At 46.9% G+C, this 13,539-nt stretch carries 10 protein-coding genes; all 10 read right to left on the reverse strand.

Annotation, left to right across the window (positions count from 1 at the left end; translation table 11 throughout):
- Positions 1-41: 41 nt before the first annotated feature.
- The gene (locus IM638_19980; GenBank protein MCA6365322.1) at positions 42-1,109 is read right to left on the reverse strand and encodes a hypothetical protein; all 1,068 of its coding nucleotides are present in this window, start codon (positions 1,107-1,109) and stop codon (positions 42-44) included.
- A complete protein-coding gene (locus tag IM638_19985; GenBank protein ID MCA6365323.1) occupies positions 1,102-2,715 on the reverse strand; it encodes an FAD-dependent oxidoreductase in 1,614 nt (537 codons plus the stop codon). The genes IM638_19980 and IM638_19985 overlap by 8 nt, the downstream gene beginning before the upstream one ends.
- Positions 2,716-2,729: 14 nt before the next feature.
- Positions 2,730-4,226 carry a polyamine aminopropyltransferase gene (locus IM638_19990; protein MCA6365324.1) on the reverse strand — a complete coding sequence of 499 codons (1,497 nt, stop codon included), beginning with the start codon at positions 4,224-4,226 and terminating at the stop codon, positions 2,730-2,732.
- 6 nt (positions 4,227-4,232) lie between these two features.
- Positions 4,233-4,454, reverse strand: coding sequence for a DUF350 domain-containing protein (locus tag IM638_19995; protein MCA6365325.1), 222 nt, complete (start codon positions 4,452-4,454; stop codon positions 4,233-4,235).
- 9 nt (positions 4,455-4,463) lie between these two features.
- The gene (locus IM638_20000; GenBank protein ID MCA6365326.1) at positions 4,464-4,652 is read right to left on the reverse strand and encodes a hypothetical protein; all 189 of its coding nucleotides are present in this window, start codon (positions 4,650-4,652) and stop codon (positions 4,464-4,466) included.
- Between the two features lie 10 nt (positions 4,653-4,662).
- The gene (locus IM638_20005) at positions 4,663-6,555 is read right to left on the reverse strand and encodes a DUF4178 domain-containing protein (protein ID MCA6365327.1); all 1,893 of its coding nucleotides are present in this window, start codon (positions 6,553-6,555) and stop codon (positions 4,663-4,665) included.
- A 3-nt stretch (positions 6,556-6,558) separates the two neighbouring features.
- On the reverse strand, positions 6,559-6,918 hold the full coding sequence (locus IM638_20010; protein ID MCA6365328.1) for an S-adenosylmethionine decarboxylase: 360 nt from the start codon (positions 6,916-6,918) through the stop codon (positions 6,559-6,561).
- Positions 6,919-6,988: 70 nt separating this feature from the next.
- Positions 6,989-8,077 carry a hypothetical protein gene (locus IM638_20015; protein ID MCA6365329.1) on the reverse strand — a complete coding sequence of 363 codons (1,089 nt, stop codon included), beginning with the start codon at positions 8,075-8,077 and terminating at the stop codon, positions 6,989-6,991.
- A gap of 72 nt (positions 8,078-8,149) precedes the next feature.
- Entirely contained in the window at positions 8,150-11,359 is a 3,210-nt protein-coding gene (locus tag IM638_20020; GenBank protein ID MCA6365330.1) for a hypothetical protein, read from the reverse strand.
- 191 nt (positions 11,360-11,550) lie between these two features.
- Entirely contained in the window at positions 11,551-13,455 is a 1,905-nt protein-coding gene (locus tag IM638_20025) for an NAD-binding protein (GenBank protein MCA6365331.1), read from the reverse strand.
- Positions 13,456-13,539: the final 84 nt, after the last annotated feature.

The following is a 13,539-nucleotide window of genomic DNA, read 5'->3' on the forward strand; positions in this document are numbered from 1 at the left end:
AACCAGCAAGCGATGAGAAGTTTTCGCGCCTTGTGTTGCCCTCAAAGCACATTTTTTACCCGTTCGTCTTGAGATATTCGCCAGATAAAGCCATCAAGCACATAATGTGTAAGTTGTGGCAGAGCAAGCAGCGGTACAATAAGGGCAAGCAGCTCGCTGTTTTCTGAAATGAAATTGAAATTCAATTCACCAAACACTTCCGGCCTTTCCTGCCACACCAGTATATCCCAAAGCCATTCTTCGGCAAAAGCAAATGCAAGCAGCAAACCGGCAAAAACTGTCAGCATACGCACGCTGAAGAGTTTTTGTAACCACGGCTGGCGTTCAGCCGTGTATGTGCGCCTGCCGTAAAACCAAATGAGCGCCATATACGGAATACCATGCGAAATCACATTGAGCAGCGTAAAGGTCATATCGCCGTTATAGTGGACAATACCAAAATACCACGAAGCGGCAGTGCCTGCAATTAATGCAGCGCGCGGGAAATTGAAGTTGCGTGTTTGTATGTACTGTGTTATTTCTTTTGCACACCAAATGGCGAGCAACAATAAATAGATAATTCCCGCCACGACCGCAATGCCATGAGCCGCAATACGGGGTTGCACAAAATCGCCGGCTACAAACCAGTGAAAATCGCGGCCGGGATGCAAATGCCACCACAGCAGCGGATAAAGCATGGTGGCATAAATGACCACCGAATCAATACGGCTTTTCCAGCTTTTGGTCTCGCGGCGCGAGTAAATGCGCATGAAGCCATATTGCTGGCGCACAAAATGAAACACAGCCACATAAGCCACCACACGCCAGAACCATTGCATACCAATCAGGCAAAGCAATACGCCAGCCACATAACATATAGCCGGAATTCCCAGCAGCAGCCATTTACGCTCCCGCATCAGGCTTTTATCGAAATACGTGCGGTAAAGTGTGCTGTACACATGCGCCACATCTATGCACAACACAAGTACAATCCATGCCGCTGTGTTTACCGGCTGCTGTTCGCCAAACCATTGCGGAAACAGCATAATGAGCAGCAGTCCCAGCAGCGGCGGGAAAAGAATAAACAAACCATCGGCCAGCGGCGAATGTATCCACGGTTGTTTATTCATGCGGCAAAAGATTGGCACATACTTTTTCAGCCGCAGCAATTCCCGCATAAAATGCTTCTTCGAAAATAGAAATACCGCTCAGATCGGAATGTGCAAAATGAATACAGTTGCCGATTGATTCAGCTGCGCGCATACGGCTTTCGCTCCACACAAAGCCGGGCAATGGTCTTATCATGGCATGTCCCCAAAGCCATACATCAATATTACTGATGCAGCTGCGGGCATTGGGATGCGCCTGCTCAAGTTCGGCAATGATCAGTTCGCACCACTGCGCGTGGGTAAGTTCGCTAGCTTCCTTTCTTGCTTCGGATGGCGGCAGGTGTGAGAGCGGCAGATAAAACGTAAATACAAATTCATCGCCGGGCATTTGCAGTTGCTGATGACAGGCATTCACATAGCCAAGTGATCTGCCTCCGTGAATCACATTGTCCCAGCTCAAAGGCACAGCACCATTGCTGTAAAATTCCTTCGCCGTAATATTGGCTACCATCCACGGCGAATAGCTGAATCCGGCAAGGTTTCGTGTAGCACTACCTTTCAGAAGCCGTGCAGCCACAAACTGGGGTACGGCAAGAATAATTTGCCGGGCTTCATAGCGTGTGGTCAGGCCGCTTCCGGCATCCCAAACATCTGCCAGCGATTCGTTTTCGCCCGGCATTACCGCAAAAGCCACCTGCCGGGTGCGGATATGTGAACCAATTTTCTCGCGCAGGGTATTCGCCAGCCGTGCATTGCCTTCAGGAAACGTAATTACGGAGCCTTCATTTTGTTCGTCTTCGGCATGCCGCGAGGCAAAATAATGTATGCCCGCCCACGCCGATGTTTCCTCAAGTGTAGTGCCGTAGTCGTCGCGGCAGCAATAATTCACATACTCCAGCAGCTCAGAAGCCGTATAACCTTGGCGGGTCATCCATTGCTGCATCGACAACCTGTCGAGACTGCGATATTGTTCGTCGGCGCTGCTGCGGTTGAGCGGAATGGTGAAAGCCTGTTTACCATCGCTGCCGGTGGCTTTGCGGTAAACCTCCATCTGTTGCAGAAAACGCGTTATCTGTTTTGCCGTTTCTGCGGTTAATCCATAGTGCGGCACTAAATCATTTTGCCAGCGGCTGTTGATGAATAACCGCTCCTGTGGCTCAAAGCTCAGATGCAATTCATTGTACAAAGGTTTCCCGTTTGCATCAAAACCGGTAATCGTGCCGTTTTCCTGCAGCAGAGCTGTCAGTTCAGTAAGCGAAGGGTGGGGAAGGGGCAGGTAATGCGCTCCCCAGGGAAATGCCGATACCGGATTGCTTCCGCCTCTGGCATTACCACCGGTTTCTGTTTCCAGTTCAATGAGCAGAAACGGAATGCCGGCCTGCTTCAGCTTTCGTGCGGCAGATAGCCCGGCCACACCGCCGCCAATAATAAGCGTACTTATTTTTTCGGTGCGCGAATGAGCGGGAAAATTGCCGGTACGCAGTTTGTGTCCCAGATCACTGCCTGCTCCCGTAAGCTTTCCGGGTACAGGTTTATTGATGTGCGGGGTATGGCAACGCGGAAGCAGGAGTGATGCCCCCGCAGCCAGCACAAGCCGCTGTAGAAACGCACTGCGACTGAGCTGCACAGAGAATGGCTTGTTTAATTTACCCTGCTCCATTCTTTTTCAAAGTAATGCACCAGTGCCTGATTGTTAAGCCGGTTCACCTCTGCCTCACGCCGGGCCATATCTTTGGGAAAATGAAACAGTTGTGCAAATGTGGGTTCGTCCAGAAAGCGAAGCCCCGGTGGGAAACCGGTTGTGCGCAACGGCTTGTTTTCCTGCTGAACAAGCATAAAACCCCATTCGCCGAAAGACGGCACCAGCGCATGATAAGGCTTTACAGTGAGTCCGCACGATTCAATGGTTTGGTGAATACACCAGAACGATTGCGGAGCATAAAAAGGAGAGGTTGATTGTATTACCGCCATGCCGCCGGGCGAAAGTGTGCGGCGAAGCATATCGTAAAATGTTTTGGTGTAGAGTTTACCTACGGAGTAATTGGACGGGTCGGGAAAATCAACCACAATAAAATCGAAAAGTTGCCGGTTTGCAGACAACCAGCGGAAGGCATCGGTGTTTTGAATGTTTACCTTACTGGAAAGCAATGAGCGTTGATTAAGCGAAGTAAGCAGCTGGTGCGAAGAGAAAAGCCCCGTCATGTGCGGATCAAGATCAACCAGTACGATTTGTTTTACCGACGGGTATTTCAGCAATTCCCGCACCGCCAAACCATCGCCTCCGCCAAGCACAAGTACGCGCTGTGCATTGTTTACCTGAATCATTCCCGGGTGGACTAATGCTTCGTGATAGCGGTATTCATCAGTTGAACTGAATTGAAGGTTGCCATTTAAAAACAAACGAAGTTCATCGCCGTTTTTGGTGAGTACCATGCGCTGGTAAGGTGTGGAAGCCGAATACACGACATTGGCCTGATAGGTGGTTTCTTCGGTTTGTTCCATAATCCTGTCGGCATACACCATGCCTGCCACCAGTGCCAGTATTGACGTGATACCCGATATGGCGAGATAACGTCTGGTAGGGAGCTCGGCGCGAAATGCATAAACAAGATACAACCCCACACCGGCATTCATAAGGCCAAACAGCATCGACGTGCGGATGAGCCCGAGATAAGGCACAAGGAGCAACGGAAATATTACCGAAGCCAGCAGCGCCCCGATATAATCAAACGTAAATACTTTCGACACAAGATCGCGGAACGCTACGCGGTCTTTTAATATGCGCAGCAGCAGCGGTATTTCAAGCCCCACCAGCGTGCCGGTAATCCCCACCAGCAAATAAAGCAGCAGCCTGAACGATTCGATATGCGGAAAAAGATAAAACAGCAGCGCCGAACTGAAGCCGCCAATCAACCCAACCAGAATTTCAATCTGGATAAACCAGCCAAGCAGGTTGCGCTCGAAATAGCGTGAAAGCCACGAGCCGATGCCCATCGCAAAAAGATAAACACCGATAATGGTAGAGAATTGTGTAACCGAATCGCCAAGCAGATAGCTTGCCAGCGTGCCCGCAACCAGTTCATACACCAGTCCGCACGTGGCTACCACAAAAACGGCAAGCAGCAGCAGTAATTGCATGGCCCGTTATCCGTGAATGGCTGCGGCAATAATCCAGCCCAGCGCAAGCATAAAACCGGCAGCCAGAATAGCTAATGCCGTATTCTGCTTTTCCACAATTTCTTTCCACAGGTTATGCCGTACCACTAGCCGGTCAATAACCCAGAAAGCAAATACCAGCACAGCTATTCCGATAACGGAATAAACCAGCGAACTGATTAACGGTTTGGTTGAAAGAAACTCATTCATGACTTTCGTTTATTTATGATGACGGTAATAGGTGTTTCCCCGGTTTCCTGAGCCGTAAGGATTGCCTTTCGGATCAAATTTTTCATTGTCGGAACTGTTGTAATACAATATGCCGTTTCGCTGGGCATACACAAATGTGCCCAGCACAATCAGCACAAGCGCCGAATAGATATAAAGTCCCGCAGGTATTTTTTTCATGGCATTCGTATTACGAATAATCGCTGTTGCTCCAGCGGCGTTTCTCGAACAGGTGACGGCGCAGCAGGAGTAAAGCCGGTAAAAGTGCAATTGCAAGCACCGTCCACCAGTAATTGCTCACGGTTGGCACATCGCGCGTAAACAGTAGTTCTATGTTTTTGCCCGTTTCATTGGTTTTGCCTCTGTTTAACGTTATTTCTGCCCTGTATCGCCCTTCGGGAATGGCCGTAAGCAGCGCCTCATTGGTTCGGCTGCCTTCTTCCCAATGTCCTCCGTCATCAAAGCCGGTGTAAAATTCCGAGCCAACACTGGTGGCATATTCCACCAATGTGCTTTGATTAATAAGTACAACAGAGGACTCCGCCCAATTATTGGTTACATCGCTATTCAGGGCAACCTCCAGGTTTTTATTTCCGTCTTCAAGCGTAAATGGAGGTGTAACAACAGGTAAAGAGGTGGTAAGTGTGTCGGGTAATGTGTGCCGGCTGCTGTACACCACAGCACTTTTATGCCCCGGTACAAACTGAAGCAACGTAAGAATAAGCAGGGGCAGGAGGAAGGATGCCAGCAATCTTTTCTGCGGAATAAGCCACTCCGGCGCAGGCTGCGATGAACCAATGCCATGCTGCACAGGCATATCCGTTTCTTTTTTACCAAACGCAGCGGCCACCTCTTGCCGTGATATATAGCGCCCCTTATACCAGCCAAACGTGCTGAAATCAAACTCGCTGCTCATCAGGTAAGGAGGCGATACAAATTCCTGTGTGCTGATCCGGTTCTTGAAATTAGGAATGCCGGCAAGTTCTCCAACCGCTGTGCGCAGCACCGCATTTCCTTTCAGAAAAAGATCATACCGACGGTTTTCATACGTCAGTTCAAAATTATTCTTCACGGGCATTCCTTCTACAGGAGAAAGAAAAGTCCAGTGTCCGTCAAATTCACTCAGGAAATGTATCGGATATTCAGGATGAAAAAGCGTGTATTCGCGCCAGTAATAAGAAGTGCCGGCCTCCTGTTTCTCGTGAATGGCGGTAATGGTCCAATGCACATTTTCAACAATACCTTTGTCGCCAGGTTTAAACGTAGCACTTGTTTGAAATGCCTTTCCCCTGTTTTTAATTACCGAAACCCCGCGTGGCGAAGCGGCCAGCACACTAAAGCACGAGCTGCAGCTGAGATGCGAGTGCTGTTGCGCGGTGTATGACGGGATGGTGTGGCGGCAAACCGGACAGGCATATTCGGCCACCAGCGGCGCCGCTGTGTTTGCAGCAAGTGTTTTATTCAGAAACACGGCACGGCTTTCAGCATTGAGCGTTTTGCCGATGAAAGCGACTCCGGTAAGTTCCTTATTCACCGCCATTCTAAATACAGCGCCCACATCATTCTGCATCCAGATTGTAATGAACAGCTTATCCAGCCCGGCAAGCGGCATACTTCCGGTAACAATTCGCGAATCCACATTCAAAATTGCTGTTACCGTAAATAATTCCTTGTTGGGAAAAACCAAAATAGGCTTACCCACAGCAATCCGCTTTTTCTGCTCGTCCGTTAAAATATCCTTTGCCGGATGAAACACCATGATGCCACCGGTTTCTTCTTCAATCCAGATTATGCCTCTCGTGCTGTGTGCAGCCCACAACATACTGTATCCTTCGTCATACTTCTGATATACTCCGCCACTTACTACAAACTGCTCGCCTTCATAATTAACAAGGCTGCCCACACACAAACGGGCAAGCACATTGGGTAGCGGAGGCATTTTTCCTGTAACAACGTATGAAGATGTGGCTGCATCCCATTGCTGACAATTATTGCAGGCATGGCATACCATTACCTCATCGCCGGCATACATCTTAATCTGTACGCCGCATGATACACATTGCTGAAGCATTGCAACTCCCATTCTTCAGCGTGCTATCTGGTGAATATTACTTAATTCAGCCTTAAAGTAACGCGCAATATCCTGCGCCAGCTGTACTACAACTGCATCATTCCGGCGGCTGAAGTTGGATAAAAACACATCAAACGTAGCCAGATTGTATTCCGGCCAGGTGTGTATGGAAATATGCGACTCGGTTAAGGCTACTGCACCAGTAAAACCGGCATCGGGAAAACGATGCCATACATCGCCCACTTGTGTAAGGTGATGCGTTACAATTTGCGCATCCAGCCATTCCCTGAACAACTGCATATCTTTCAGCAAATCGCTGTCTTTACTTTGCAGCGTAGCCAGATAATGAAGGCCGGGGTTATACTGTGTGTTCATACTGAGCAAATGTAAACAAAATGAATTCTTACGCGCATCAATTAGTTGGAATTTCGCAAGAATACAGCCACTAATGCTCCGTAATGGAAAGCGTAATCACCGCCGGAGGGCCCTGCCTTGCTCCGGGTCTTCGGTATGTGGCTGACAGGTTTATCTGCCGGCGTTTAATATTCCACGATCCTTGCCAGTAATCTGCCGAAACAGTAGTGCGTTGAACTAAATGTGGTGATGAAAACTGATCTGTCATTTTCTGCATCAGATAATTTCTATTCTCAGGTGTGTCCCGCATCACAATATTGATGCGCTTAAGCCTGTTATTCCCATCAAAAAACAAATCCAACACCAATACATCTATCGAATCGTATTTTTTCCAACCCGTATAATTGTAGCGGGGATGCCAGCAATTACGAGGCAATTCACGATTGAAATCATCGGTTGAATAATTGCCGGCCAGTGTGTAGTAATCGAAACCGGGTTCATTTTCCAGAAATGGCTTGAGTTCATCCAGGCTTTTACCAATTGTAAATTCTCCGAATCCGTTAAAATCAAAAGTATAGTGCATAGTACCAGCCGAAAGTTTTTTCACATGCCGCACTTCATCAGCAATCGTTTGCGGGCCGCCCGAAAAACGAATAATCGTGTAGCCGATATACACACTATCAATAAGCTGATTGGAAAAGAACTCATAGTGCAAACTGTCTTTGTTAAACACATAACTTGCTTCACTGCGCTGATTTCGGCAAGGTATTTCCTTTACTTTATTTTCCTTACAAAAGGCTTCATTTAGTTTACACGAAAAATCGTTCGGGAAAAATAAACTGATTGCCGCAATACGATCGTTCTGATCAAAATCCACATAAATCATCTGCACCGGCACACCGAGGTAAAATTTATAATCGCCATCGGGATTCAGTGTGTACTGCTGTCTTTTAAGCGCTGAATTATCAATTGCAAGCCCCTGTGTATAGTAGTAATAATGCCAGGAAACTTGGGTGATCAGAGGGACTTCGGTGGTTGACTTGCGGAGTAAATGGCTTACAGCCGAGTAGTGACGGCCTACGCGAAGTTCACTCCAGCCGACAGGAAACGGATCTGGCTTTGCCGCAAAGGCAGCGATACTATTTAACAATGCAAGTAGAGTAAGTAAATGCGTTTTCATACAATCAGTTCAGGATATTGAATCGGAAAAGCAATTTACCTAAACAGAATGTGTTAAACAATCTGAATGCAGTTATATTACTTTCTTTTTCGACGGTTTAACCGGTTTAATCGTAAAACTATCTGAAGTACCGGAGAGCGAAAGGTGGATGAAACGGGTTTGTTTATCTTCATCCATATACTGTATTTCATCCGCCTGCTGATCACCGGAAGTATTGTTTCTGCGTCCAAAAAGTTTATTGCGTGCCACACCTGTAACTAATTGAAGCGGTATTCTGAAATGAAACTGCATGTGTTCCTGTCCTGTTATCTGCTGTTCGCCTTCAAGCAGCAGAAAGCCAAGGGTAGAGTTAATGGTCATTTGCGGAATCTTCAGCAGGCCGTTTTTGAATGTAAATTCATTACGGAGCGTGTCAAACCGAACGGCATTCAGGTTTTTGTCGCCCATATAACTACTGAGTGCCAGCATGGGGGCATAATTATTCAGGCTGCCATTTATTACTTCGGCATTAATTTTAAGATCCGATTCTTCGAGCATCGGAATTAAGTCAGCGTGCATCCTCACATAACCCGAAATCCGGCAGCTTACAATGCCATGCAGGTTTTCGGAAAGGATGTAGTCCTGCCCGAAATTATCGAACTTAAAAAGCAGCTGATCAAGATTTACCCGTTGCAAACGCATTGCCGGATAAAACAAAATATGTGAGGGATTGCTCCCATCAAACCGGCCGCTCAGGTTAAGTTGCCCCCCGGCAATTCCGGTGTACAACGTGTCTATTTCCAGTTTATGATCAGGTGTAGTATGCAATTTGGCTGTAAATCCGCTTAGTTTATACTTGTGATAATTTAACTGACCAATCCGCAGGTCAGCCTCCATGTCGGGAAACGGCAGGGTATAAATGTTAAAAACGCTATCGTGCGCAGCTTTACTCGCATTATCTTTCTTATCCTTACCGGCAGAATAGCTGAACAACTCATCAAAGTCAAGATTCGACGATTGCAATGAAAACTTATCACGTCTTTTACGGTTTGAATTGTCATTACCCGAATAATAACTTGCATTTACCGTCCAATCCGTTTTCCCCATTTTACCTGCAAAGTTTTCAATGGTAAACTGATCTTTTTCCCAATGCAAACGTCCTGAAGCATTGTTCAGTTTAATTGGATGCGCAGAAAAAGCACCCTGCAAATGCTCAAGCCGGCAATCCACAAACTTCCAGCCGTTTTCGAAATGCATGCGGGTCAGACCGTGAAGCTTGAACGTTTTTACTTCTTCCTTTGCCCAGTCATCGGGCAAATAGTTCTTGCCCTTATAAGTGAAAAAGTCACTTAGTTGTAAATATTTCGATGTGAGATCAAACTCTACTTCGGTATCACCGGCAGGATTTGGTACAAACCATTTATCGTAATGCGAAAGTTTACCATTGAAATGAAAATCGCTTTCATCAATCATTCCGCTGAAGTCGATTACATTAAAATCGACAGTATCAATGAGCAGATCGGCATGAAAATCGTGCAGCGTATGCGGGAAATGCTGCAGGTCGGCAAAAAGATTTTCAATATAAAACTCGCCTGTGGGCAAATGCTGCGATTCTGTAAATGCCTTTGCCGAGCTCACAAACCGTAGATTCATACTCAGATTCTTAATCGTTTCATCCACCGGATTTCCCTTGCTGCTGTCTCTTTTAGTAAGCTGTTTCAGATCGAGTACATTACTTTTTAGCTCAAGTTTAGATTCCACTTCCCGCGAAGTATGATGAATTATTGCAGGCAAATCGCTTACACTTCCTGATAAAGAAAGATCGCTGTTACCCATTTTCAGACGGCAATAATCTATCAAGGCAGCATGCCCGTCCATGTGCACTTTCATATCCAGATCATTCAGCGGAATAGGAAGTTTAGAACTGAGAAAGCTCAGGTCTGTTACTTCCAGCGTAGTGGCATACGACTCATTTAACCGCTCAATACTGCGCTCTGGAAAATTCGGATCAATGAGATCGTGAAAACTCATATCAAGTACAATTCTACCTTTCAGTTCGCTGAGCGATTTAATATTCAGAAACCGTGCTAAAAACTCAAGATTGAAATCCGAATTCAGCTTCAAATCAATGTCAGGAGCCGTGAAGTTTGTAACCGTTAGGTTCCCGCTGAACTTGCCGGCATCGGGCTTTGCAAAAAAGTCCTGAAGGGTAAACTGCATGGTAGAAGCATTTCGGGCAGCACCATTGGTAAACGTTCCCCTGAATTGCATCTGATCGAGCTTTTTCTTTGTTTCAGTATTGTTGAAATACGCCTGCTTACAACCAAATGTGGCATTTATAGCTGGCTGTAAACCATTAATACTCGGCCCTTTTATTGAGCAATCGAAATAAATCTGTCCGCGGTTGTCATACTGCTCAAAAAAAGGAGTCAACTCAGGAGGAGCAAAGGCCAGAAGCAATTCAAAATTGGGTTTGTTGCCTGAAAACATCAAATCAAGAAACATATCCTTTTTTACATCTACCGAGCCTTTCATTGAAAATACCGCCCGTTCAATTTTCACATCCGAAGGATCGAGGGTAATTTTTCCGGTCTTGTGGTTAATGTGCAACCCCGCGTTCAGTTCGATATGTTTATCGTGCAAAAAGCTTGTATCGCCTTTATGCACAAGGGTAAACAACATGGCCGACTCGAGTTCCACATCAAAAAAATCGTTATTCAGCTCTGCCTTTACCTTAGCCTTATCAATACGGTTGCTAAGCAATACACCATTTTCTTCATTCAGCTTGGTAATGTGAATGGAATCGAGAAGAATCGAATTGAGTTTAAGTGACGAAACAATGGAAGTCGTATCCGTGGTTGAATCATTCCGCGAAGCAAAAAGCTCGGAGATATTCAATTTCCCGTCTTTATGCTGAATAAGATGCAAATGCCCGCTGCTGAGCTTTATTGACTTTACTTCAAACGCGCTGCTCAATACCGACCAGATATCAAAACCCACATATACATCACGCAAATCGCACACCGGTTTTCCGGCAGTGTTTTTTGTGGCGAAAAGTTTTACCTGTTCGAGATCAACTGAGATGTAAGGGAAATTTGCAAAAGGCGCAATATGACTACCGGCCACTGTAATCTGGCCGTTCATATCTTCATTCAGTGTTTCAAGAAGGCGCTTCGTAATTTCATCCTGTTTCCAGTACACCACACCCAGCACTATCGCAAAAAGAAGCACAGGAACAAGAAACACTGAAAGCAGCAACCGCTTCCAGAATTTACGCGAAGTGTAAAAACGGACTTTCCCCATACTAACAATGCATTCGCATGAACATATAAATCTACTGAAACCAGACAAACTTATGTTGGTTGATTCAGATGCAAGGAAAGGCGATTTTTCAGATAATTACATGTAATGCAAATTCAAATGAGCTGAAAAACAATGCAGGATGCGTTTTGGTATTTGAGAGCAATTGAATTATTTAATAAATTAAAAAACTACTAATTTTCAGCCAGTACAATCACCTTGTCGCCTTCGGTATAAGTTATTTCATCGTCCTTGTGAGGGTTTACCTTTACACCGTAGGCTTTTTCGGCATCATCGCTCAGCGCGGCAATACGATAGCCAATGGCAGTTTCGCCTTTTGAAAGTGCGGCATCAATAAGCGTATGGAAATTAACCGGAATGCCGGTTTCGATGTAGTCGCTTACCGGCTTAAGATATATTTCGGAGCCTTCGGCGCTGAACAGGTCTTTGAATACGCGTTCCAGACGTTTGTTTTCTGAGAGCTGAGAAAGGAGCAGGCTCACTAACTTATCGCTCACAATAAAATCATCGGCGCGGGCTACATCGGCCAGCGTGCGGTTGCGGATGTCGCGCATTTCACTCACAATACTGAAATCGCGTTTTTTCTGGCTGGCCATGCTGCGCAGATGGAGCAGGGCAATAAGCACCTGTGCATCGGCTTCCTGCACATCAATGCGGCTGTTGCAAAGCAGAATGATGTGGTTGTAGCTTTCTACCTGAAGACTGTCGAGCACTGCGCGCTGCGTAGTATCGGCATTGTGGTAACTGAGCCGGAGCCTGTTTAAATTGGGCGCAAGTTCTGCGGCGGCGTGCTCGGCCTCATCGCCCGTACACACTATGGTTACTTCAGAACCGGGTGCTACATAAGTATCCAGCTCGCGGATAATTGAGGGTGCCTTTTCGTTCCAGCCCAGCACCAGCGTGCGTTCGGTGCCAGCCGCCTGCGGTGTGCGCAATTGAATGGCGGCATTGTTCACTTTACCCGGAGGCGAACTCAGCACCGCTGCAGCGGCATTTTCGGCAATGTACACCAGTGAATCACCCGCTTCAAGTTCGGTGCCTGCGGGCGGATTGAGCAACAGCTCATTGTCCTTCCGGAAAATGCCCATTACTGCGGCATTGGGATATGCGTGCAGCGCCGTGGCGTAAGTTTTCCCGGTAAGCCCCGGCTCCTCGCGCATATATATTTCGGCGCCCTCAAAATCAAGAAGCTCGGTGTACACTACGCTAAGCCCTGATTGACGGCAGGTTTGCGCCGTAACACGCGCAATCAGGTCAGACGAAAGCACCAGCACGGCCTCTTTGTTTCCAACTAATTGCGCAGCTTCCATGTTTTTCTCCTCACGCAGTTCGGCTACAATGTGGTAAGGCGCTTTGCGGCGTTTGGGATTGTTGGTAATGGCCAGTATTGATTTGATGACATACGTATCAGGGCCTTCCACATCATCAGGCGATACAATAATAATTGCTCGCGCATCATGCGGTGCTACCACCTCCAGATCGTCAAGATCAAGCGGACTGCCTGAACGGCAGATGATCCGGGTTTTACCGGTTTGCGGAAAACGGGCTTTAATTTCGTCTTCCATCTCCACCTTGTCCTTGTCGGCCAGAATCACAATACGCGGACGGCTTTTTTCTTCATTAGCAATAAGCAGTTCGTGTATTACCGTGAAAATTTTAGGCGACCAGCCGAGAATTAAAGTATGATTCTGTTCCAATACTTTCGAACGCCCTTTCCGCATTTCCTCAATGCGCGATTCAAGCCCGGAGGTAATTGCCCCGATTAGTGACGACACAATGAAAATACCTACAATAGTCACTAAAAGCATCACAATACGCAACGCCCAGCCCGAATCGCCGGCCAGATTGCCGGCATCCATGGCGTGCATCAGACTGCCCCATGCAGCTTCAATAAAAGAAACATGCTCATCGCTGTCGGGCGTAGCGTCAATGCCTGCAATAAGAATTACGGCCGCAGCCAGCACCACAGTAATAAACGAAATTATGGCCAGCCACGTAATAATGGCAATGGAACCGGCCGAAAGCGTGTTCTCGAATTTGTACTGAAGTTTCTCGCGGAAAGAGGGTTTGCGTGGCATAGGCGTTGGTTGAATAGGATTACAAATATTGAAAAACAAGCCGTACACGCAATACATTTTCAGAGTATATCAATAAAAAGGCAG

This window comes from Bacteroidota bacterium, from assembly GCA_020402865.1.
Classification (GTDB): domain Bacteria; phylum Bacteroidota; class Bacteroidia; order Palsa-965; family Palsa-965.

What these genes read in the sequence shown, in the direction of transcription:
- IM638_20000 (MCA6365326.1), bottom strand. Translation starts at nt 4,652, where the DNA reads ATGAAAAAAATACCTGCGGGACTTTATATCTATTCGGCGCTTGTGCTG.
- IM638_19980 (MCA6365322.1), bottom strand. Translation starts at nt 1,109, where the DNA reads ATGAATAAACAACCGTGGATACATTCGCCGCTGGCCGATGGTTTGTTT.
- IM638_19995 (MCA6365325.1), bottom strand. Translation starts at nt 4,454, where the DNA reads ATGAATGAGTTTCTTTCAACCAAACCGTTAATCAGTTCGCTGGTTTAT.
- IM638_20025 (MCA6365331.1), bottom strand. Translation starts at nt 13,455, where the DNA reads ATGCCACGCAAACCCTCTTTCCGCGAGAAACTTCAGTACAAATTCGAG.
- IM638_20005 (MCA6365327.1), bottom strand. Translation starts at nt 6,555, where the DNA reads ATGGGAGTTGCAATGCTTCAGCAATGTGTATCATGCGGCGTACAGATT.
- IM638_20015 (MCA6365329.1), bottom strand. Translation starts at nt 8,077, where the DNA reads ATGAAAACGCATTTACTTACTCTACTTGCATTGTTAAATAGTATCGCT.
- IM638_20020 (MCA6365330.1), bottom strand. Translation starts at nt 11,359, where the DNA reads ATGGGGAAAGTCCGTTTTTACACTTCGCGTAAATTCTGGAAGCGGTTG.
- IM638_20010 (MCA6365328.1), bottom strand. Translation starts at nt 6,918, where the DNA reads ATGAACACACAGTATAACCCCGGCCTTCATTATCTGGCTACGCTGCAA.
- IM638_19990 (MCA6365324.1), bottom strand. Translation starts at nt 4,226, where the DNA reads ATGCAATTACTGCTGCTGCTTGCCGTTTTTGTGGTAGCCACGTGCGGA.